Origin of the sequence: Actinospica robiniae DSM 44927, from assembly GCF_000504285.1 — a bacterium.
Classification (GTDB): domain Bacteria; phylum Actinomycetota; class Actinomycetes; order Streptomycetales; family Catenulisporaceae; genus Actinospica; species Actinospica robiniae.
In genome coordinates, this window is record NZ_KI632511.1 from 2,432,005 (window position 1) to 2,454,352 (window position 22,348).

Here is a 22,348-nt window from a genome sequence, read left to right on the forward strand (position 1 = left end):
CATGACCGATCTCGACATCAGCGTCTTCGAACCGCCGGAATCCGATTGGGAGGTGTGGCGCGATCTCCGTCTCGCCGCACTCCGCGACGCCCCCGGCGCCTTCGGCGAGACGCTCACCGCAGCACTCCAGCGCGACGAGGACAACTGGCGTGGCGCGTGGCGCGCCGAACCGCCGCAGCCCCGGTTCATCGCCGCGATCGCCGGCAAGCCCCAAGGCATGTGCTCGATCGTCCTCCCGGCCGACCACGACTTCCAGCCGCTGATCATCGCGATGTGGATCTCCCCTGTTGCCCGCGGCCGCGGCCTCGGCCCGGCGCTGCTCGACGCCTGCGTCGCCTGGTGCCGGCGCAACAGCTTCGCGCGCCTGCGCCTCGGCGTCGTCGAGGACAACGAGGCAGCCGCTCGCCTCTACGCCCGCTACGGCTTCCGCTACGACGGCACCGGCGAACCGCTTCTGTCGGATCCCTCGAAGCTGGTCATGTGGATGGAGCTGCCGATCAAGACGAACGCGCCGGCCGACGCTGTGGACCCAGTCCCGTCGCTGAAGCCGATCGCCGTACCGAGCCCGACCCTCGCGACGGAAGCGACCGCCTGACCCGGCCCGGCCCTCTCGACGGGCCGGTCTCCCACCCGAGCCAGTGATGGCGGCGAAACCGATCGCCCTGCCAAGTCCGGACCATGGCGACGTAGCCGACCGCCCAACCAAACCAGGCCGCGGCGACGAAGCCGCCACGCTGCTCGCGTCGACTATCGTGCAGACCCCGGAGTCGATCAGCGTGCCCGACCACGAGCTGACGCGCTGACCCGTCGACGTCCTGTCTCCCTCCACAGCGCACTGCTGCACGGGGCCGCGAGCGCTGCACCCTCAGCACTCCTCTCAGCACCGCCCCGTCAGAACTCCAATCAGTACTGCTCGCGGGGCAGCCCGTCAGCGTCGCTCCGTAGGCACCGCTCCGTCAGCGCTGCTCGCGGGGCGGCCCGGCGGCGATCCGCTCGCGAATCAGCTCAAGCGGGCTGCCTTCCTCGGTCCCTTCCCAACGCACCTCCAGCCACCACGTGCACCCGTCCTCGCCGTGGCCGGCGACGTACCTCGCCGCCTCCGGGTCATCCCCGCGCGTCTGGCCTTCCGCGACCATGTCGATGTCGGGCGCCGCGCCGTGCTCCGCGAGCCACGCGCGCAGCTCGCGCCGATCCTGCGAGGTCGCGGGCACGTCCGGCGGGGAGTACTCCGGAATCACCCCGTCACACCGTGCCGCCCGCCGCATCGATTTCGGCCGCGGCCAGCGCCCCACGACCCAGATCGGCAGCTTCTCCTGCACCGGCCGCGCGAGGTCCACGAGTTCGCCGCGTTCGGTCGCGTCGAAGTCGAAATGGCGCCCGTGATACGTCCGGCCGCCCGACCACAGCGTCCGGATCAAGTCGATCCCTTCGTCCAGACGCTCGGCCCGTTCCCGCCGGTCGGACACCTCCTCGGTCCCCATCACCATGTCAGGGTACGCACCGAGCCCGACGGCGAGGATCGCCCGGCCGTGGGAGAGCTGGTCCAAGGTCGCGGCCTGACTCGCCACCTTCCACGGCCGCCGCCAGGGCAGCGGCGTCAGCAGCGTGCCCAGCCGGACCCGGTTGGTGCGCACCGCCATCGCGCACAGCAGACCCCAGGCGTCGATGCCGTAGACGCCCTCCCAGACGAAGACGCCGTCCCAGCCGGCCTTTTCCGCCAGCACGGCGAGCTCGAGCTGCTCCGTCGCGTCGCCTCCCGGCAGGACCACCCCGTAACGCATCTGATCACCCATGCGACCAGGCTAACCGCGACCTCCGACAAAACTTCGCAGGCCGCCCAAATCGCCCGCTCTCGCCGCGCGCGTCTCGCTCATCGCCGTGGGCCGAAGCCGCTCCGCCCGCACAGCCGTCCGCCTATTCGGCGTCGATCCAGTCGAAGAAGACCTTGCGCGTCGGCAGGTCCACCTTCGTCAGCCGCACCCGCACTTCAGTACCCTGCGGAAGATCGTGCCCGTCCAGGCGCGCTATCACGGCCGGGTCGCGCAGCATCACCGTTCCGGCGTCCGGTTTGCCGTTCTGGTCCCAGTCGATCCGGTCGTTGAGGTCGAGGACGACCCCGATGAACTCGTCACCGATCGACTCGCTCAGCACCACGGTCTCGGCGAGATCGATGCACGCCCGCTCCACCGCCTTGGAATCCCGCTCGCCGCGCTCCATCTCTCCCGGCAGTACCGGCAGCGCTGTGCGCACCCAGTCCGGCACCGGCTCGCCGGCAGCCAGCGCCAGGCACGTCTCCGAGGTGTAGCGGTCGATCAGCCGCCGCAGCGGTGCCGTGGCGTGCGCGTACTCCAAAGCCAGAGCCGCATGGCGGTGATTTACCGGAACCTCGCCGTCGAACGGGGTGTATCCGGCGCCCCGGAGCAAAGCCATGGACTCCCACAGCAACGCCGCCTGGTGCGGGTCATCCGGCGTCAGGGCATTGATGATCTGCTGGAAGCCGCGTCGTTCCGGCCAGGCCAACCCGAGCGCCTTCGCCGCGCGGCGCAGCCGGCGCAGCATCACCGGAGAGGGGTTCGGCAGCGTGCGCAGCACACCGATCCGCCCCTCCAACATGATCGAGGCCGCGGCTGCGCCGATCAGCAGCGAGATCTGCGCGTTCCAGCGCTCGATCGGTCGCTCGACGGCGTAAGACAGCCGCCAACCCTCCGCGGCCGCCGCCACGTCCTGAGTCGGGATGTTCAGGATCAGTCCGCCCCGCGCGGTTTGCCGCGCTTCCAGCATCGTGCCGATCTCGCGCAGCAGACTGATGACCTCGGGCGCCGTGCCGTCGGCCAGGGCGCGCTCCATCGCCGGGTAGTCGAGTTGGGCGCGCGAGCGAACCCGTGCCCGGCACACGTCCACTGCCGTCGTGCGGCCGTGACCGTCCACGTCTACGCACCACAGCACCGCGGGCCTCTCCTCGCCCGGCAGCAGCGAGGCCGCGCCTTCCGAAAGCTCGGCCGGGTGCAAAGGGATCCGGCCGTCGGGCAGGTAGTACGTCAGGACACGGCGATGCGCCTCACGGTCGAGCTCCCCGCCCGGCGCGACGAACGCGGCGACGTCCGCGATGGCGTACCAGACCCGGTAACCCGCCCCGCCCGCGCGCCGCTCGATCGCCATGGCCTGATCCAGATCGCGCGATCCCGGCGGGTCGAGCGTGATCAGTTCCAAGTCGGTGCGGTCGAGGGCAGGCAGGCGCGGAGCCCGGCACGCCTCGTGCGCCTCGGCGAGGACCGCGTCCGCGAAGCCGTCGGGCAGCGCGTGCTCGGTCCGAATCGCCGCAAGGCCTTCGGGCATGCCGGGCCGCACCGGGGGCAGGTCGGCCGGTCCTTCGAGATTCAGAGCGGGGCGGGGCACCAGCGCAGCGTACGTGAGCGCACGCGGAGATGCACGTCCGACACGTCACAGGCCGTGCATCCCCGGGTGTGCTTGCGTGGTCGCCGCCTCACTTGGTCCGGTCGTGGTCTCCCGTCTTGCCGTCGATGAGCTCGCGGAGAATGTCGATATGGCCGGCGTGACGGGCCGTCTCCTCGATCATGTGCACGACCACCCACCGCAGCGAAACCGGATCGCCGTTCCAGGCCCGCCCGACGAAGTCGAGATCATGCTCCTCGATGACCTTGTCGGCGGCCGCACACGCGCGTTCGTAGAAAGCCAGGACCGACTCGGCGGTCTCGCCCTCCTCGATGCGCAGGTCGGCTTCTTCATCGTCGTCATCGAAGGGCAGCGGCTCGGTCGGCACGCCGAAGGTCTCGCAGAACCAGCCGTACTCCACCGCGCCGAGGTGCTTGATGAGTCCGAGCAGGTTCGTTCCCGAGGGCACGAGAACGCGGCGCAGCTGCTCCTCGCTGAGCCCTTCGATCTTCCAGAGCAGGGCTTTGCGATGGCGGTCGATGCTCACGTGGAGGATGTCCTTCTCCGACCCCGTGCGCACGTCAGAGTTCTTCAGATTGATCACAGGTGTTGTCCTTAGTTCGAGGGTTCTGATCAGGGCCGGGCCGGGTTGGAGCTGCGCGAACGCATCTTCCACTCGCGTTGACGCTCGGCGGCCACGCGCGCATCCGACCGCGAGGCGACCCAGGCGTTCTCCCGAAGGAGCTTGCGGTAGCTGTCCAGCCTGCGTTGCGGCAGCGTCCCGAGGGCCACCGCCGCGGTGACGGCGCACCCGGGCTCCGAGGCGTGGCCGCAGTCGGCGAAACGGCACGCGGAGGCGAGTTCGAGCACGTCGTTGAAGGCCTGATCCACTCCGGACTCACCGCCGAAGAGCCCGACACTGCGCAGCCCCGGCGTGTCGATGAGCGCGCCGCCGCCGGGGAGCGCCACCAGTTCGCGGGTCGTGGTGGTGTGCCGCCCCTTCTCGTCCACCGCGCGAGTAGCACCCGTGGCCATGACGTCCGCACCGCAGAGAGCGTTGGTCAACGTGGACTTACCGACGCCCGACTGCCCGAGCAGAGCGGCGGTACCCGAGCCGAGGAGCTCCGATAGCTCGAGCATGCCGACGCCGGTCAGGGCGCTGACAGCGACGACGGTGACGCCGGGGGCGACCGCGGCAACCTCGTCGACCCAACTCGGGTCATGAGGCGCGTCGGCCTTGGTGAGCACGACGACAGGTATGGCGCCTGATTCCCAGGCCAGCGCGAGCAGCCGCTCGATGCGCCCCGCATCCGGCTTGGCGGCGAGCGAAACGCTGATGAGCACGTGGTCCACGTTGGCGGCGAGCACCTGCCCATCCGACCGCTCCCCCGCACTGCCGCGCACTACGGCTGTGCGTCGCGGAAGAAGGGCACTGATGCTGGCCGGTTGGCCGGCGTCCATGTGCACGACGGCCCAGTCCCCCGTGCAGGGATTGCGCATCGGATCGGCCGAAGAGATACCGGACCAGTCGGCACGCACCGTGCGCAGCAGGCCGGGGTCATCGTCGTCTGCGACAAGGACGTCGCAGAGCCCTCGGTCGACGCGAACGACGCGCCCAGGGACCGCTCCGGAGGCGAGGAAGGGGGTGAAGCAGGTATCGAAGGTGACATCCCACCCGAGCATGGGCGGAAAGTGAAGACTGGTCGTAGACCGGTCGAGAGAAGACAAGTTGAGCCTTTCGAAGAGGATCGCAAGTATCCCCGACGAGCCGTACCGGCTTGTGGTGGCGCGGCGACGTACGGTCGCAGAGCCCATACAACAGCGCAGAGCGCTGGTCAGACCGGTCGGACGTCGGACGTGAAATCGGTGAGTACTGCTGCGAAAGCGGACACGCTGTAGACAGTGACGGCCATCGAGGCTCACCTCCTTCACTCGACTCGCGCCCTCGCAAGGCGAGAACGGTGCCGATCCCCCGGCACGGCTGAGACAGTACAGCCAGAACCGGATCCCTCGCAAGGGTTTTTCTCAGCGCCGCCGTCGGGCCAGCACGCCAGGTCTGCATGACCCTGACGATCACCGCCGGCGCGTGAAACAGCCCGCCTCCCCGCGGGCCGGCTGGATACGCTCGTAGACATGAGCGCTCTCATTCGCGTCACCTACCGCAAGTACGACGGATCGCTGCACTGGAACGGCGTGCTGCGCCGCCTCGGCGAGGACGACTACGGCGTCTGGCTGGGTTGGGGCGCCGGCCTGACGATGCGGCCCGGCTACAACCCGCCGGTCACCTTCAAGGAGCCTCAAGTCGCGCTCTTCCCCAGGAACGCATGGTGGACCGGCACTTTCCACACGGCACCCAACGAGGTCGAGATCTACTGCGACATCACGACGATCCCGCAGTGGCCGACGCCGGACGAGGTCACCATGGTGGACCTGGACCTCGACGTGATCAGAATGCGCGACGGGCGACGCACCTTCATCGACGACGAGGACGAGTTCCTGGAGCACCAGGTGCGGTTCAGTTACCCGCCAGAAGTCATAGCCGCCGCACGCAACCAAGCTGACTCGCTGCTCCCGGAAGTCGCCGGCGACGCCGAGCCGTTCCGGCAGGCGTTCCACGGCTGGCTGAGCAAGGTCGAACACTGCGAAGGCGACCCAGCGGCGGCCGCTTGACAGAACCCGAAAGCGGCTGTGCACTAACGGTGGAAATTGTGGCAATACCGAGTGAATCTGTGTGCGATCTCGTCTGTATCTGCTGCCTCCGGCGCCTCTCGCGCCGTTTTCCCACGAGGAGCACCCGCTCATGCGAACACGATTGTGGCGCCCGCGGACGGCCGCCCTCGGCCTGGCCGCCGCGGCGCTAGCGCTCAGTCCCCTTACTCCCGCGTACGCGGCGCCCACCGCCGCGTCCACGACCACCCACAACAGCGCCGCTCTGAACGCTACGAACCCGACCGCTCACGGCGGCGCTGCCCTGAACGCGTCCACGACCACCGACGACGCGGCTTCCGTGACCGAAGCGAACGCGGCGGGTCAGGCCGGCGCCGCCGCTCCGGCCGCCACGACCACCACCCCCGTCACCGTCAACGGCACATCGGCCGGCCGCACGTTCGACGGCATCGGCGCGATCAGCGGCGGCGGGGGCAACTCCCGCCTCCTCATCGACTATCCGCCCTCCGAGCGCCCCGCCATCCTGAACTACCTCTTCAAGCCCGGTTACGGCGCCGACCTGCAGATCCTCAAGGTCGAGATCGGCGGCGACACCAACTCCACCGACGGCTCGGAATCCAGCATCGAGCACACCTCCGGCACCGTGAACTGCGGCACCGGCTACGAGTGGTGGCTGATGGAGCAGGCGAAGGCGCTCAATCCCGCCATCAAGCTCTACGGTCTGGCCTGGGGAGCGCCCGGGTGGATCGGCGGCGGGAACTTCTGGTCCACCGACACGATCAACTACCTGGTCGCCTGGCTCGGCTGCGCCCAGTCACACGGCCTGAGCATCAACTATCTCGGCGGCTGGAACGAGCGCGGCTACAACATCTCCTGGTACGAGCAGCTGCGCAGCACCCTCAACGCGGACGGCTACGCGAACGTCACCATCGTCGGCGCCGACTCGGACTGGTCGATCGCCGGCGACATCGACGACAACTCCGCCTTCGCCACCGCCGTGGGCATCATCGGCACCCACTACCCGTGCGGCGGAGACGGAGGCAGCGCGGACACCTGCTCCACCACCAGCGCGGCGTTGTCCTCCGGAAAGCCGCTGTGGGCCAGCGAAAACGGCTCGCAGGACACCAACTCGGGCGCACCGGCGATGATCCGCTCCATCGTGCGCGGATACACCGACGCGAGCATGACGGCGTACATCAACTGGCCACTCGTCGCGGCGATCTACCCGAACCTCGGCTACGACACCACCGGCCTGATGGTCGCCAACTCCCCGTGGTCCGGCGCCTACGAGGTCGGCGCCGAGACGTGGGCCACCGCACAGGTCACCCAGTTCACCGCACCCGGCTGGCAGTTCCTCAACACCGGCAGCGGCTACCTGGGCGGCTCGGAGTCCAACGGCGCGTACGTCAGCCTGAAGTCCACCAACGGCTCCGACTACACCACGATCCTCGAGACGACGACCGCGACGGCCGCGCAGACCGCGACGTTCACCGTCGGCGGCGGCCTCTCGACCGGCACCGTCCACGTCTGGACGACGAATCTGGGCTCGAACAACCCGTCGGCCTACTTCGTGCACAGCCAGGACATCACCCCCTCCAACGGCACATACTCGCTCACACTCCAACCCGGCTACATCTACACGGTCTCGACCACCACCGGCCAGGGCAAAGGAACTGCGGCGTCCCCGGCCACGGCCGATCTCCCGCTGCCGTACACCGACACGTTCAGCAGCGACGCGACCGGCAGCGAGGCGAAGTACCTGTCGGATCAGAACGGCTCCTTCGAGATCCGGCCCTGCACCGGCGGCCGCAGCGGGCAGTGCGTCGAGCAGATGGCGGCTCAGGCCCCGATCAGCTGGGACAACCCATCGAACCCGTACACGACCCTCGGCGATCTCAGCTGGACGAACTACACCGTCTCGGCCTACGCCCTCATGAACCAAGCCGGCGCGGTGCAACTGCTCGGGCGTGTCGGCTCACAGCATCCCTTCTCGGTCGCCGGTATCGACGAGTACTACCTTCAGTTGTCGAACACCGGCGCGTGGCAGATCGTCAAGAACGATTACAACGGCACCCTGACGACCCTCGCCTCAGGTACGGTCACCGCACCCGGGACCGGCAGTTGGAGCCAGCTCGCGTTGAGCTTCAGCGGCACCAAGATCACCGCCGCGATCAACGGCACGACCGTCGGTTCGGCCACGGACGCGTCGTACTCCCACGGCCAAGTCGGTCTGGGCGTGAACGGCTGGCAGACCGACGAGTTCGCCAACCTGTCCATCACCCCGATCGGCACCAACCCCGTCGCGGCGACGTACCAGCTGCTGAACGAGAGCAGCGGTCTGGCCCTGGCCACGGCCAGTGGCTCCACCGCCCAGGGCGCCGGCATCGTCCAGGCCACCCTGCTCCAGCCGACCGCATCAGGCGCGACGGACCAGCAGTGGCAGCTCCTCGGCCAAGGCAACGGAACCGACGTGCTGACGAACGTGGCCAGCGGAATGGTCCTCGACGTCCCTGCCAGCTCCACGACGTCGGGCGTCCAGCTCGACCAGTGGAGCGCCAACGGCGGCGCCAACCAGCAGTGGCAAGTCGCCCAGAACGCCGACGGCAGCTACACGCTGACCAGCGCCAGCAGCAGCCTCGCCGCCGAAGTGGCCGGCAGTTCGTCCGCCACCGGCGCCGCCGTCGACCAAGCGAGCTCAACCGCCGCGGCGAACCAGAAGTGGCTGCTCGTCTCGGTCCCCGAGCCGAACGCGACATACACGCTCGTCAACCACAACAGCGGCCTGGTCGCGGACATCACCGGCGGCTCGACGTCCAACGGCGGCCTGTTGATTCAGTGGGTCCCCAACGGCGGCCTCAACCAACGCTGGACACTCACCCCGCTCTCCGGCGGCTACGACACCGTCACCAACGTCAACAGCGGCCTCGTCCTCGACGTCCCGAACAGCTCGACCACCCAGGGCGCCCAGCTCGAACAGTGGTCCGCCAACGGCGGCACCAACCAGCAGTGGACGCTGACTGAGCTCGCCGACGGCTACTACACCCTGACCGCACGCAACAGCGGCATGGCGGCAGACGTCAACGGCGCCTCGCTCGCCGAAAACGCGACGGTGATCCAGTGGCCGTCGAACGGCGGCACGAACCAGCAGTGGCAGCTGAACCTGGCCTACTGACGAAACCGCAACAGCGGGCTTCCCGCCCCCGGGACGGTGCCGAGCCGACGCTCCATCGGCGGCTCGGCACCGTCCTCCTCCATCTCATCCCCTCTCCGTCCCGCACCCCTCTCGTCGGCCTCGACCGCGATCCTGCTTCCGCACTGCGTCTACACCGCGCCCACACCGCGCCCACGGCAGCGAACTGCGATCATCGATGCTGTGACCGACTCCCGCTCTGCCAGCTCTGCGGACAGCGCCGGTGCCGCGCCGCGCACCGTCACTCCCGCCCCCGCCCCCGCCCCCGCCCCCGCCCCCGCCCCGACCGCCATATCCGCTGCCACCGCGACTGCCACTGCCGATGCCACCGCGACTGCCACTGCCGGCGCCACTGCGACTGCGACTGCGACTGCGACTGCGACAGCCACCGCGATAGCCACCGCGACAGCGACAGCCGTCATCGGCGGACGCGCACCAGCAGACGCTGCGGCCGAAGCCATCGAGAACGCCACCATGGCCGACCTGCGGAAGGTCCTCGCCGACCACGGACGCTATTGGGGCGAGCGTGATCTGCGCGCCCTCCACCTCTCCGCCCTCGTGCAAGAGTTCGGCGACACCTGCCTGGTGGCGAGATCCAAGGACGGCATCCGGGGCTACCTCTTCGGCTTCGTCGCACCGGGCGGCACCGGCTACGTCCACCTGATCGCCACCCGCGACGACGCCCGTGGCCGCGGCCTCGGCCGAAGCCTCTACGCCGCCTTCATCGACGCCGCCCGCGCCGCCGGGGCGACCCGCCTCAAGGCGATCACGTCGCCAACCAACGCCGGCTCGATCGCGTTCCACCGCAACCTCGGCTTCGCCGCAGAGATCGTCGAGGACTACGACGGCCCCGGCCAGGACCGCGTCGTCTTCACACGCCCGCTGGACATGACGGCATAGCTCTGCGATCGAGTGCGAACGCGGCGGCCAACAGCATCAGCAGCTTCAATCGGCAATCAGCGTACCCGTCTTCTAGATCGAGGGGTTGGTTCGGCGCGTAGGTCAGCGCGCCACATGCCCTGCGGCCACGAGAAGCCCACTTCACGATGCCGGCCGCACGCCCGACCCACACCCCACGACCCCGGCCCACCGCCCGGCGTGCGCCGCAGGCCCCTGCCGACGTGTGACGTGCGCTGCGGGCCCCGGACCCGACCCAGGCCCGCCACGCCGGGCCCGCCACGCCCCACCCCACCGCGCCTCGACCACAGCGACAGCCACAGCGACAGCCACAGCGATAGCGACAGCGACAGCGACAGCGACAGCGACAGCGACAGCGACAGCGAGCATCAACCCAGACCGGCCGCTGCAGCCGGCAAGCCATCTGCAGCAGGAGTTCCAGCGCGCCGCATCACACTTCCCGACTGGCGTGCCTCTTCATCGCTCAGAACGCATCCACCTCCTCGAGGACCGCGCCCTCCGGCTCCTCGACCGCATCGTGGCCCGCTCCCCCGATGTCGTCGTGCCCGGACTCCTCGAAGTCATCGCCATCCGGCCTCTCGACATAGGCGGCGAGGCCGCGGATCGCCGTGCCCCAGCCGCCGGCGTTCGCTTTATAGCGGCGCTCGACCTCGGCCGGATCCTCCGCCTCCATCCTGCTGAACCCGCGCTCGACGACCCGCAGCCTGGTCCCCGCACCCTCCGGGGTCAGCGTGAACTCGACCAGCGTCGCGTTCATCCGCGCCGGCTCGCCGCTTTCCGCGTCGTCGGCCGCCCAGCGGAACGAGAGCGACTTGCGCTCGTCCACGTGCTCGATGATCGCGGGGAGCTTGCCCTGGTCGCCGTGGTCGAAGACGATGCGACCGCCGGGACGGAGGTCGATCTCGCCCGGCTCACCGTTGCCGAACCACATGCCGATGTGCTCCGGTTCGGTGAGCACCGCCCAGACCCGGGCCGCGTCCGCGGCGATGAAGACGTCTCGTTCGATCCGATCGTTGACGGACATGGTGAATCCCCTCGTGATTGATCATGCGTCGTCCCCAGCGGCAGGCTCGCGCTGCGAGCCGCGCCGGTGGATCTGACACCCCGTTAACCGCAACTCCATAGTTGCACATCGTCTCGCGATGCGCAAGCCTTCAGTTGCAGATCAATCTCGAGGCCTTCCCGCGCCTACCTCGCGAGGGTCTCCTTCAGCACCGCGGCGAGGCGCTCGTAGTCGGCGATCGCGTTGTACAGCTGGGCGGATATGCGCAGCAGCGTCTGGCCGTTCCACGCGTCCACTGGGCACTCGATGGCGTACTCGATGGCGAGACGGTCCGTGAATGCGACGGCCGCTTCGCGAGTGGCCGTCACTCCGGGCAGGGGAAGCAGGCGCATCGGGATGGGGTAGCCGTTCTCCTCGCCTCGGTCCGGCATCGATTCGAGGCTCGCGCTCACGCCGATTTCCGCGGCGATCAGGTGCTGGCCCGCGTGCGCGAGCGCGTTGTTGCGCCGGCGCACTGCCTCCCACCCGAGATCCTCAAAGAACTTCAGTGAAGCCGGTGCGGCGAGCCAGCCGGTGACGTCGGCCGTGGCGATCTTGCTGAAGGAGTGCGGGAATCCTTGCGGCCGCCGCCACGAGATCGGGACCGATTCCAGGCCGTCTCGCAGTTCCTTCGCCGCGTAGATCGCCGCCGTGCCCCTGGGCGCGCACGCCCACTTGTGCAGGTTGCCGGTCCAGTAGTCAGCGCCGAGTTCCTCAAGGTTCACGTCGACTGCGCCGGGGGCGTGCGCCGCGTCTACGAGGACCTTGACCCCTCGTTCCTTCAGCGCTTGCACCAGCCGCTCAACCGGAAACAGCTTCGCCGTGGACGAAGAGATGTGGTCGATGATCGCCAAGCGCGTGTCGCCGGTCACTTCGGCGAGGACCGCGCTCACCGTCTCCTCGTCGTCGCCGTCGAGGGAAACTTTCGCTACGTCGACCTCGGCTCCTGCGCGCTGGGCCGCCACTTGCGCCGCCCACAGGACCGGGCCGTAGATGTGGTCCGTGGTCAGGATCCGGTCTCCAGGCGCCAGCTTGAACGAACCGAGCACTGCGCCGACGCCCGTGGTGGCATTAAGGCACAGACCCACGCCCTCGTCGTCCGCGCCGAGGAAGCGCGCGGTCGCCAGCCGGGAACGGTCGATCGCGCCGTCCATCACTCGCCGGTAGAACCCCATCGGATTCGCATCAATTTGGTCCTGCCAGCGACGTCGCTCCGCTAGGGCCGGACGCGGGACCGAGCCGAACGCCCCATGGTTGAGATACGTCACCTTCGGGTCGAGGGCCCACTGATCCGGCAGGTACAGCGGGTCTTCGGCGGCCGCGGCGGAGATCGTCTGGTCCATGGGGATGATCGTAGACGGGACCGCTGTGGGCCGGAAGCGGTCGGGGGGCGCCTTTCCCGCCGCGCACACCGCCATCTATGCTCCCTCGCATGCTCACGGAGATGACAGAACGCTCAGATACCAATGTGATCGTCGTCGGCGCGGGGCCTACGGGTCTGCTGCTCGCGGGAGATCTGGCGGCGGCCGGGATCCACACCACGTTGGTGGAGAAGCATGCGCACGGCTCTGAGCTCACCCGCGCGTTCGTGGTGCACGCGCGCACGCTGGAGCAGCTTGACCAGCGCGGATTGGCCGAGCCGCTGATCGAGCGCGGCCGGCCGGTGCCGTCGATGCGCCTCTTCGACAAGTCCGTGATCGACCTTTCCGGGCTGCGTACCCGCTACCCGTACATGCTCGTCGCGCCGCAGACGGCCACCGAAGAGGTGCTCGCCCGGAGGGCCGAGGCGGTGGGCGTCGAGTTCGTCCGGCCGGCGCGGCTCTCGACGCTGGTGCAGGACGCGGTCGGGGTGACCGCCGAACTCGAGGATGGGCGGCGCATCCGCGCGGCGTATCTGGTGGGGGCCGACGGACACGACAGCACCGTGCGACAGTTGGTGAAGCAGCCGTTCCCAGGGCGCACCGTGGTGACGTCCGTGCTACTCGCGGATGTGCAGCTGGCCGATCAGCCGCCCGGCGTTGCCGCCACGAACTCTATCGGCGACCGGTTTAGCTTCGTCGCGCCGTTCGGCGACGGCTACTACCGGGTTATCGCTTGGGATCGGGCCCATCCAGCCTCGGAGTCCGATCCGGTCGAGCTCGAGCAGCTCCAGGACATCACGCGATCCGTGCTGGGCACGGATTTCGGCATGCACTCGCCGCGCTGGACGTCCCGTTTCCACAGCGATGAGCGACAGGTCCCGAAGTACCGCGTGGGACGGGTTTTCTTGGCCGGCGACGCCGCGCACGTGCATTCCCCGGCGGGCGGCCAGGGCATGAACACCGGCATGCAGGATGCGGTGAACCTGTCCTGGAAGCTGGCGTCTGCGCTGACCGGCGGCCCGGATGTGCTCGATTCCTACCACCATGAACGCCATCCGGTCGGAGCGAAGGTGATCAAGGGAAGCGGAGCGCTGCTACGGATCGCCATGCTGCAGTCCAATGCCGCTCGCACGGCGCGCAATGAGATCGTTTCGGCGGCTCTGCATATGCCGAAGGTGGCTCGGAAGCTTCCGCTGGCGCTTTCCGGCCTATGGGTGAAATATCCGACGCCGCGCGGCTCGCACCTGCTGGCCGGCTCGCGCGCCGAGGACCTCGCGCTGCGTGGCGAGCCGTCGCGGCTCTACGAGTTGCTGCGCATCGGAAGATTCACGCTCATCGACAGCAGTGGACAGTACGACCGCGAAGCCTCGGCCGCCGCGGCGTCCGGCCGGTTGATTGTGGCGGCAGGGATAGACCCGGACGGGCCGGCCTTGCTGGTTCGGCCGGACGGCTACGTCGCGTGGGCGGCCGACGCGGCCTACCCGGACCCGAAGGGGCTCAGCCGGGCGCTGGGACATTGGGTGCAACGGCACCGAAGCTGAGCACGTCGGACGGGCCGGCAGGGAAACCGAAAAACTCGTGGTGGGAAACGGAAAGCGAAGCGTGGGATATGGCCGAGCCCGCTGCGGCGCGCTGCACCGTCGGATCCGACGAGGATTGATAAGGTCTGTTCATGCCGAACACCCCTGTCCCCGCCCCGATCGCCGAGTTCCTCAGTCGGCCCAACCCGGCCGTGTTCGCCTCCAACCGGCCGGACGGGCAGCCGGTCTCCGTGGCCACCTGGTACCTGTACGAGGACGGTCGGATCCTGGTGAACCTGGCTGATTTCCGCAAGCGCTTGGAGTACCTGGAGCGGGATCCGCGGATCAGCCTGACCGTCCTCGACGGCGAGTCCTGGTACTCCCACGTGAGCGTGCAGGGTCGGATCGTCTCGCTCGAGCGGGACCCGGATCTCTCGGTGATCGACCGGATCTCGCGGCACTACACCGGTGACGACTACCGCGTGCGGGACCAGGGCCGGGTGAGCTGCTGGATCGAGATCGAGCGCTGGCACGCCTGGGGCGCCGCGGCGAAGCTGGCTGCATCCGTCGAGGGCTGATCCACACAGACGAAACCCGGGGCGGGGCCGCGAAGAATATGCGGCCCCGCCCCGGGTTCTTCCTGTCAAGGTCTTCCCGACGCGGACCCGATCGATCCGCGCTGCGGCATCACCAGGCCTTGTGGTCGGAACGGCGCACCAGCAGCAGCACGACAGCGGCGCCGACCAGGCCGATCACACCCGCCACGGTGAAGACGTGGTCTAGGTTGGCAGCCACCGCGGCTCGCGTTTCCGCACCCGGCTTGGCCGTAGCGGCCGAGGCGAACACCGTGCCGAGCACCGCGATGCCGAGGGCGTAGCCCAGCTGCCGGAAGGTGTTGAGAGCGCCGCCGGCCATACCCGCGCGCTGATGCGGCACCGCCGACATCGCCGCGGAGGTCAGCACCGGCGTGCTCATGCCCACGCCGACGCCCGTGACCATCAGGCCCGGCACGAGCGCCGTCCACGACGAGCCGGCGCCCACCAGCGTCAGCAGCAAGGTGCCGGTGCCGATCAGGGTCAGGCCCAGTCCGATCGGCCACTGCGGCGCGTACTTGCCCAGGTGCCTGCCGCCGAAGCCCGCCACCACGAACGAGGTCAGCGCCAGCGGGGAGACCGCGAGCCCCGCCCGGATCGGGCTCATCCCGAGGATCGACTGCAGCCAGATCGAGGTGTAGGTCAGGTGCGCGAACGCTCCCGCCATCAGCAGCAGACCGGCCAGCATCAGGCCCGCGAACGAGCGGTTGCGCAGCAGCTTGAGGTCCAGCAGCGGGTCGTCGGTGCGCAGTTCGATCACGATGAACGCGATCAGGGCGACGACGGCGAGCGCGAACAGGCCGAGGACGGTGGCCGAGCCCCAGCCGTCGTCGTTGGACTGGATCAGTGCGTAGGTCACCGCCGCCGCGCTCACGGTGAAGGCCACCGCGCCCGGCACATCTACCCGTCGCTGCCCGCGGTGCGGCGCGTCGCCGAGCACCCGCAGGGACATGAACACGGCGATCGCGGCCACCGGCAGGTTCACCAGGAAGATCGAGCGCCAGCCGAACTGCTCGGTCAGCAGACCGCCCAGGATCGGCCCGAGCGCCGCCGCGCCGCCGTTCACCGCGCCCCACACGCCGAACGCCGTACCGCGGTCGCGACCCTGGTACGCCGCGGAGAGCAGAGCCGTGGTCGCCGTGAACATCCCGGCGGCGCCCACGCCCTGCACCCCGCGCGATGCGATCAGCACGCCCACGTTCGGCGCGATGCCGCACGCCAGGGAGGCCAGCGCGAACACGACCAGGCCGCCTATATACAGCCGCCGGTGGCCGAACCGGTCGCCGAGCGAGCCCGCCACCATCAGCAGCGAGGCCAGCACCAGCGCGTACATGTCCACCACCCACTGGAGCGAGGTGAAGGACGAGTGCAGCTCTTCGGTCATCTTGGGCAGCGCGACGTTCACGATGGAGACGTCGACCAGCAGCATGAATGCGCCGAGGCACACCGTCACCAGGGGCGTCCACTTCCACGCGTGGCGCTGGTTCGCCTCTGCGTGCGTGCCGACGTGGTCGGTCACGTCGTTGAGGTTCTGCGTCGTCATGGCGGTCATTCTCTGCGCGTTGACACCTTCCATGACAGCCAGGTACGGGATAGCGGCGGATTCCGACACACGTGGCTCGGGCACGGTGAAATCCCGCACATTCGCCGCCTCTCCGTGGCTGGAGTTCGACCTGCTTCGCAGGGTACTGAACGACGCTGCGGCTGGCCCTGCCGACGGTGGATCAACCACCCTCCACGCGGCCTTGTGATCGCGGCGCAATCCGACACGGGTTATCCTGTCCTGGTGAAATCCGCCAGGTACGACGCGCTCGACCGCCAGCTCGTGCAGGCGCTGCAGCTCGACGGCCGGCTCCCGTTCAGCCGGATCGCCGAGGTGCTCGGCGTCTCCGACCAGACCGTCGCCCGCCGCTACACCCGGCTTCGCACGGCCGGGCGCATCCGGGTGATCGCCACCACCGACGCGGCGATGCTCGGCGAGGTGCAGTGGATCATCCGGGTGCAGTGCAAGCCTGACGGCGCCCAGAAGGTCGGCCAGATGCTGGCGCTGCGCAACGACACTTCCTGGGTCAGCCTCACTTCGGGCGGCACCGAGATCAGCTGCATGACGACCGCGCCCGAAGGGATGCAGTCGCAATCCCTCCTGCTCACCCGTCTGCCGCGCACCCCCAGCGTCGTCAGCATGACCGCACACTGCGTGATGCACACTTTCTTCGGCGGGTCGCGCGGGCTCTCCCTCAAGTCCGACGCCCTCACCGAAGAGCAGGTCAGGGCACTGCAACCGGAAACCCCGCGCGCGTACGGCACCGGGCACGGCGGCGATCCGGTGGTCCTCGATGAGGGCGACCGGCGCATGCTCGCGGTGCTGGGCAAGGACGGCCGAGCGGACTTCGCCGACCTTGCCGCGGCGACCGGCTGGTCGCAGAGCACGGTGCGTCGACGCCTCACCCAGCTGCGCAGCTCGGGCGCGGTCTACTTGGATCTCGAATACGACCACGACATCTTCGATCTTTCCGCTCGGGTCCTGTTGTGGCTTTCGGTCGCCCCCGCCGAGCTCGAGGCGACCGGCCAGGCGCTGGCCGAGCATCCGGAAGTCGCCTACGCCTGCGCGACGACCGGCGCGACCAACCTGCACGCCGTCGCGCTGTGCCGGGACATCCAGTCGGTGTACACCTACCTGACCACGCGCGTCGCCACGCTGGCCGCCATTCACCAGGTGGAAACCACGCCGATCATGCAGTCGCTCAAGGGCGCGGCCTCGCTCCGCACCCCGCCACGCTGAAGAAGGTCTGCCGGCGCTTGAGGCCGGCTCCCGTGCTTAGGCCTGCCGCCCGCTCTCCCGGCACGCGGCCAGCAGCGGCAGCAACCGTATTCGCGGCATCGACTGCCGCACGGCGAGGACCGTGGGAAGGCACAGTGGCGCATCTCCGGCGTCCTCCTCGTCCCGCGGCTCCCCCACCGGTAGATATTTGACGCGACCCGTCGCCAGTTGCCGCGCGTGCGCCGCGTAGAGCACCGTCCAGCCCGACGCGCCTGCCCCGAACGCCGCGAGAGTGTCCTGCAGACTGCTGTGTACGGGACCCGGCACCGGTTCGAACCCTGCGTCACGGCACGCGCCCGTGATGAGGTCGACCAGCGGCGGATTGTAGCGACGCGCCGTCAGCAGTAGGGGCAGGTCCGCTAAGTCGCGCAGCTGCACGGCCTCCCGCTCTGCCAGAGGATGCCGGGCGGATATGGCGACAACGAGCTCGTCCTGCCATACGGGTATAAGCCGCACGCCGTCAGGACCCTGCTCTACTCCCCGGACGAAGCATGCGTCGAGCTGACCCGTGGCCACCTGCTCGAGCCGCGCCGCAGTCGGCCCCGAACTCAACTCGATGCGCGTGCCCGGCGCTTGAACACCCATGGCTTCGAGGAAGCGTTCCAGGTGCTCGCCCATGCCGGTACTCGTTCCGATCCGCAGCACAGCGCCGAGCGGGCCGGAATGTACAGCGAAGTCGGCGACCGCGGCCACAGCCCGCTGTTCGGCCTCCAGCACCGCGTGGGCATGCGGCAGGAATCGAGCTCCGGCTTCGGTCAGCCGCACGTGTCGAGGGGATCGATCGAGCAGATCGACGCCGAGCTCGCGCTCCAGACGGCGCACCTGCTGGCTGACCGCCGACTGCACGATCATCAGCCGTTCCGCGGCCCGCCCGAAGTGCAGCTCCTCAGCCACCGCCACGAAGTACCGCAGTTGACGCAGCTCCATGCCCGGCCCTCCCCCAAAGAATCAGCCCCGTGCCCGGGCTCAGCCGACTGCTCGACCGGCCCTCGTCATGAGCACATGTGGAATGTCATCTTCAAGGTACTCCGGCCCTGCGACAAAAAATCCAAATCGGGCATAGAACGACGCGCTCTCCACCTGGGCGTCAAGCTGCGAGGGGGCATCGCCGACGAGTTCCAGCGCGGCCGTCATCAGCCGCGCGCTCAGGCCGCGGCCACGCACGTGGGCGGCGGTGACGACGCGGCCGATGCGGGCGACGCCATCGCCCTCGTCCTCGAACACCCTCAAGTAGGACAGCGGGCCCTCTTCGTCTGCGACCCACAGATGCATGACGCCGGGCTCCGCGTCTCGGCCGTCGATCTCCGGGAACGCGCAGTTCTGCTCGACGACGAACACGTCCTGCCGCAGCTTGAGCAGCGCGTACAACGTCGGGACGTCGAGTTCGGCGAAACGGGCGCGCCGGATTTCGAGTGAGCTCATGATGATCCATTGTACGGGGCCGCGTACGCAGCTCGAGGGTGTCATGTCGGCCGCGCGGGTTAGGCTCGCATAGTGCGTATTCTCTTCACATTCATCGGTGGCAGCGGCCATCTGCGCCCTTTGCTTCCCTTCGCGCAGGCAGCACGGGCCGCGGGTCACACCGTCGCCGTAGCCGGACGGGGCAGCCGCATCGACGAGATCGCCGGCGCTGGCTTCACCGGCATCCCGACCAGCCCGCCCAACCACCGGCCGCCCGGCGCGGAAGAGGACCCGCTCACCGCCCCCGATCGCCAGCGCGAAGAACAGGTGATGCGCGAGGCCTTCGCCGGGGGCGGCGCCCGGACCCACGCGGAGGCAGTGCGCCGAATCGCCCTCGACTGGAAACCGGATGTGATCGTCCGCGATGAGGTCGACTTCGGCTCGGCGATCGCCGCGGAATCACTGGGCATCCCGACCGCCTCGGTCGTCGTGCTGCTCGCCGGCGGCCTCATCCGCCCGGACGTCGTCGCCGAGCCGCTCGACGAGCTGCGCGCCGAGTACGAGCTCGACCCGGACCCGGACCTGACCAAACTGCCCGGCCAGCTCGTGATCATGCCGGCGCCGCAGATCCTGCGCGATCCCCGCTACGCACTGCCCGCCGGTACCTTCTACTGCCGGCCAAGCCACGCCGTGGCAGTAACGACACCGACGAACGAGCGACCGAAGGTGTACTTCACGCTGGGCACGATCGACACGTTCCGGGAGCTGTTCGACAAGGTCCTCGCAGCCGCACGGACGATCCCGGTCGATCTGGTGGTGACTGTCGGCCCGAAGCTCGACCCGGCGTCCTTCGGCCCTCAGCCGGAAAATGTGAGGATCGAACGCTTCATCCCGCAGGACGAGATTCTTCCCACGACGGATCTCGTCATCGCACACGGCGGATCCGGCACTCTCGTCGGCTCGCTCGCGCACGGACTGCCTTCGATCCTGCTCCCCCTCGGCGCTGACCAGCCGCACAATGCCGACCGCTGCGTCGCGCTGGGCACGGCCTGTCAGCTCGACCCGATAACGTTCACCTCGAAGGACGCCGCCGACTGCATCATGGAACTGACGGGCAAGGTGGCGGGCGTTTCATTCCATGAAGCCGCCAGGCGGGTGCAAGCGGAGATCAACGCGTTGCCTAGTCCGGAGCGGGCTGTGGCGCTGATCGAGCAGCTGAGGTAGCCCACCACTTGCCTAAGGTGTCACCAGGTACACCCTAGGCTCGGTGGTTGGGGCCCGTGCGCACCATGCTTGACGCCGACAGACTGAGGAGCAGGCCGATACGGCAAAACGAGGAGGACACCGGCATGGCAGGGAAGTTCGGACAAAGGCGCGGACGATCGCTGCTGCGGTCCTGGTTTACCGCGACCGGGCATGGTTGGGCGCTGCTCGGAGTGAGTGTGTGGCACGCGGTTGTGTTCACCTTCGTCATCGGCTCGATCTCCGTCTCCTCGATCGGCGCGGGTTTGGTCCTGCTGCCGCCGAGCCTGGTGTTGCTACGCAAGGCTGCCAACGCGGCTCGGCAGCGCGCATCAAAGTGGAGCGGTGTGGAGATCGCGGTGCCGTATCAGCCGCTGCCCGAGCCCGGAGTGAACTTCGCGTCGAAGACGGCGCGGTTGTGGGCGCAGATGTCCGACCCGCAGACGTGGCGTGACCTGGCGTGGGCGATTCTGGATCCGCTCGTCGGGGCCTTTCTCGCCTCGCTCGCCGCCGGCCTGTTCCTCTACGGCGTCTACGGCTACGTCATCGGGATCTTCTGGGATCCGCTCACCCACGCGGGGATGAACGACTGGTACACCTTCATCCACGTCGGGCAAGCGGGCCACCTCACGTTCCTACGCTGGTGCGCGATACCGGTCGGAACGGCGTTCATCGCCGGCAGCGTTTGGGCGGCGCCGGCGTTGATCCGGACGCATGGCCGCTGGACGGCGGTTCTGCTCGGACCGACCACGCAAGCGCGTCAGGAAGCGCTGACCCACCGTGTCGCCAGGCTCACCGCGACGCGCGCCGACGCCGTCGATACCCAAGCTGCGGAACTACGTCGGATCGAACGCGATCTCCACGACGGAGCTCAAGCGCGGCTGGTCGCCATGGGCATGAACCTCGGCGCGGCCGAAGCGCTGTTGGACAAGCATCCGGAAGCCGCCCGCGCGCTGCTCGTCGAGGCCCGCGAAGCATCGGCCAAGGCGCTGACCGAACTCAGGGAGCTGGTCCGCGGCATCCACCCGCCGGTCCTTGCCGATCGAGGGCTCGGCGACGCGGTACGCGCGCTCGCCCTCGACAGCGCGCTCCCGGTGGAGGTCACGGTGGACGTCCCCGGACGCCTCGAGCCTGCGGTCGAGTCCGCCGCCTACTTCGCTATCAGCGAACTGCTCACGAATGTCTCCAAGCACGCGCACGCCCGATCCGTGCGAATAGACCTCTGGCATCGAGACCAGCGACTGCGTGTGACGTGCACGGATGACGGCCGCGGCGGCGCCGCGGTTGCCGGTGTGGACGGCACGCCAGTGGGCGCAGAACGGGCGGGCGGGACCGGGCTCGCGGGAATCGAGCGCAGGATCGGTACATTCGACGGCGTCATGGCCGTACACAGCCCCGTCGGCGGCCCCACCACCGTGACACTGGAGATCCCTTGCGTGTCGTCCTTGGCGAAGACCTCTACCTCCTGAGGGAAGGCCTGGCCCGTCTGCTCGAAGCCCACGGCTGCGAGATCGTCGCAGCCGTGGGCGACGGTCCGTCCTTGCTGGCCGCGATGCTCGAACATCGGCCGGACGTGGCGTTGGTCGACGTCAGGCTTCCCCCCACGTTCACCGATGAGGGGCTGAAGGCCGCGCTGGCGGCCCGTGAGCGCATCCCCGGTCTGCCGGTGTTGGTGCTGTCGCAGTACGTCGAACGCCTCTACGCGCGGGAGTTGCTGGCCGATGGTGCCGGCGCGGTCGGCTACCTGCTCAAGGACCGGGTCTTCGACGCCGCGCAGTTCGTGGACGCCGTGCGACGCGTCGCCGGCGGCGGCACGGCGATGGACCCGGAAGTGATCGCGAAGCTGCTGGCACGCGGCGCGTCCGAGCCTCTGGGCATGCTGACTCCGCGCGAACGGGAAGTACTCGGACTGATGGCGGAGGGCCGGTCCAACGCGGCCATCGCGGCGAAGCTGGTGGTCACCGAGCGGGCCGTGGCGAAGCACACCTCGAACATCTTCAGCAAACTGGACCTTCCGCCCTCCGACGACGACAACCGCCGCGTGCTAGCGGTGCTCGCCTATTTGGACCGGTAGCTCCAGGGGCGCATCGGCGATCTCGTTTCGCGATCGCTGTATGCGCGATCTCCTTCTCGATCTAGGGCTCGAAACGCGGTGAACTTAATCCAGCGGGCGGAGCAGCAGTCCGCGGAAACCGAAGAA

Annotated in this window: 19 protein-coding genes; 10 read left to right on the top strand and 9 right to left on the bottom strand. The window is 68.8% G+C overall.

What is annotated here, in order from left to right:
• Position 1 precedes the first annotated feature (1 nt).
• A complete protein-coding gene (locus ACTRO_RS10355; RefSeq protein WP_169739869.1) occupies positions 2 to 595 on the top strand; it encodes a GNAT family N-acetyltransferase in 594 nt (197 codons plus the stop codon).
• Positions 596 to 956: 361 nt separating this feature from the next.
• On the opposite strand, the gene ACTRO_RS10360 is transcribed toward ACTRO_RS10355, so the two are convergent.
• From ACTRO_RS10360 to rsgA, 4 genes are all read right to left on the bottom strand, one after another.
• Positions 957 to 1,793 (bottom strand): LLM class flavin-dependent oxidoreductase, encoded by an 837-nt coding sequence (locus ACTRO_RS10360; RefSeq protein WP_211244180.1) that lies wholly within the window; start codon positions 1,791 to 1,793, stop codon positions 957 to 959.
• Positions 1,794 to 1,914: 121 nt separating this feature from the next.
• Positions 1,915 to 3,396: an RNB domain-containing ribonuclease gene (locus ACTRO_RS10365; protein WP_034262935.1), complete on the bottom strand. Its 1,482-nt coding sequence runs from the start codon at positions 3,394 to 3,396 to the stop codon at positions 1,915 to 1,917.
• Between the two features lie 88 nt (positions 3,397 to 3,484).
• Positions 3,485 to 3,997: a DinB family protein gene (locus ACTRO_RS10370; RefSeq protein WP_211244181.1), complete on the bottom strand. Its 513-nt coding sequence runs from the start codon at positions 3,995 to 3,997 to the stop codon at positions 3,485 to 3,487.
• Between the two features lie 29 nt (positions 3,998 to 4,026).
• Positions 4,027 to 5,076: a ribosome small subunit-dependent GTPase A gene (gene rsgA / locus ACTRO_RS10375; protein ID WP_034262936.1), complete on the bottom strand. Its 1,050-nt coding sequence runs from the start codon at positions 5,074 to 5,076 to the stop codon at positions 4,027 to 4,029.
• Between the two features lie 450 nt (positions 5,077 to 5,526).
• On the opposite strand from rsgA, the gene ACTRO_RS10380 reads away from it, so the two are divergent.
• From ACTRO_RS10380 to ACTRO_RS10390, 3 genes are all read left to right on the top strand, one after another.
• Entirely contained in the window at positions 5,527 to 6,063 is a 537-nt protein-coding gene (locus tag ACTRO_RS10380) for a DUF402 domain-containing protein (protein WP_034262937.1), read from the top strand.
• Positions 6,064 to 6,193: 130 nt separating this feature from the next.
• Entirely contained in the window at positions 6,194 to 9,232 is a 3,039-nt protein-coding gene (locus ACTRO_RS10385) for an RICIN domain-containing protein (protein ID WP_084316147.1), read from the top strand.
• Between the two features lie 492 nt (positions 9,233 to 9,724).
• A complete protein-coding gene (locus ACTRO_RS10390; RefSeq protein ID WP_051450622.1) occupies positions 9,725 to 10,150 on the top strand; it encodes a GNAT family N-acetyltransferase in 426 nt (141 codons plus the stop codon).
• Between the two features lie 481 nt (positions 10,151 to 10,631).
• On the opposite strand, the gene ACTRO_RS10395 is transcribed toward ACTRO_RS10390, so the two are convergent.
• Both ACTRO_RS10395 and ACTRO_RS10400 read right to left on the bottom strand, forming a co-directional pair.
• Complete coding sequence (locus ACTRO_RS10395) at positions 10,632 to 11,192, bottom strand: SRPBCC domain-containing protein (protein WP_063627964.1); 561 nt, start codon at positions 11,190 to 11,192, stop codon at positions 10,632 to 10,634.
• A 164-nt stretch (positions 11,193 to 11,356) separates the two neighbouring features.
• Complete coding sequence (locus ACTRO_RS10400; RefSeq protein ID WP_051450623.1) at positions 11,357 to 12,553, bottom strand: aminotransferase class V-fold PLP-dependent enzyme; 1,197 nt, start codon at positions 12,551 to 12,553, stop codon at positions 11,357 to 11,359.
• Positions 12,554 to 12,642: 89 nt separating this feature from the next.
• On the opposite strand from ACTRO_RS10400, the gene ACTRO_RS10405 reads away from it, so the two are divergent.
• Both ACTRO_RS10405 and ACTRO_RS10410 read left to right on the top strand, forming a co-directional pair.
• On the top strand, positions 12,643 to 14,112 hold the full coding sequence (locus tag ACTRO_RS10405) for an FAD-dependent monooxygenase (protein ID WP_245594347.1): 1,470 nt from the start codon (positions 12,643 to 12,645) through the stop codon (positions 14,110 to 14,112).
• Between the two features lie 131 nt (positions 14,113 to 14,243).
• The gene (locus ACTRO_RS10410; protein ID WP_034262938.1) at positions 14,244 to 14,669 is read left to right on the top strand and encodes a PPOX class F420-dependent oxidoreductase; all 426 of its coding nucleotides are present in this window, start codon (positions 14,244 to 14,246) and stop codon (positions 14,667 to 14,669) included.
• 109 nt (positions 14,670 to 14,778) lie between these two features.
• Here the strand turns inward: ACTRO_RS10410 and ACTRO_RS10415 are convergent, their stop codons facing one another.
• Positions 14,779 to 16,227 carry an MFS transporter gene (locus tag ACTRO_RS10415; RefSeq protein ID WP_084317039.1) on the bottom strand — a complete coding sequence of 483 codons (1,449 nt, stop codon included), beginning with the start codon at positions 16,225 to 16,227 and terminating at the stop codon, positions 14,779 to 14,781.
• 243 nt (positions 16,228 to 16,470) lie between these two features.
• On the opposite strand from ACTRO_RS10415, the gene ACTRO_RS10420 reads away from it, so the two are divergent.
• A complete protein-coding gene (locus tag ACTRO_RS10420) occupies positions 16,471 to 17,466 on the top strand; it encodes an Lrp/AsnC family transcriptional regulator (RefSeq protein WP_034274175.1) in 996 nt (331 codons plus the stop codon).
• Positions 17,467 to 17,502: 36 nt separating this feature from the next.
• Here ACTRO_RS10420 and ACTRO_RS10425 read toward each other — a convergent pair whose 3' ends face one another.
• Both ACTRO_RS10425 and ACTRO_RS10430 read right to left on the bottom strand, forming a co-directional pair.
• A complete protein-coding gene (locus ACTRO_RS10425) occupies positions 17,503 to 18,432 on the bottom strand; it encodes a LysR family transcriptional regulator (protein ID WP_034262940.1) in 930 nt (309 codons plus the stop codon).
• 39 nt (positions 18,433 to 18,471) lie between these two features.
• Positions 18,472 to 18,927 (bottom strand): GNAT family N-acetyltransferase, encoded by a 456-nt coding sequence (locus ACTRO_RS10430; protein ID WP_034262941.1) that lies wholly within the window; start codon positions 18,925 to 18,927, stop codon positions 18,472 to 18,474.
• Between the two features lie 72 nt (positions 18,928 to 18,999).
• On the opposite strand from ACTRO_RS10430, the gene ACTRO_RS10435 reads away from it, so the two are divergent.
• From ACTRO_RS10435 to ACTRO_RS10445, 3 genes are all read left to right on the top strand, one after another.
• Complete coding sequence (locus ACTRO_RS10435) at positions 19,000 to 20,130, top strand: glycosyltransferase (protein WP_034262943.1); 1,131 nt, start codon at positions 19,000 to 19,002, stop codon at positions 20,128 to 20,130.
• Positions 20,131 to 20,255: 125 nt separating this feature from the next.
• Complete coding sequence (locus ACTRO_RS10440; protein WP_157436047.1) at positions 20,256 to 21,617, top strand: sensor histidine kinase; 1,362 nt, start codon at positions 20,256 to 20,258, stop codon at positions 21,615 to 21,617.
• A complete protein-coding gene (locus ACTRO_RS10445; RefSeq protein WP_034262945.1) occupies positions 21,581 to 22,222 on the top strand; it encodes a response regulator in 642 nt (213 codons plus the stop codon). The genes ACTRO_RS10440 and ACTRO_RS10445 overlap by 37 nt, the downstream gene beginning before the upstream one ends.
• Positions 22,223 to 22,348: the final 126 nt, after the last annotated feature.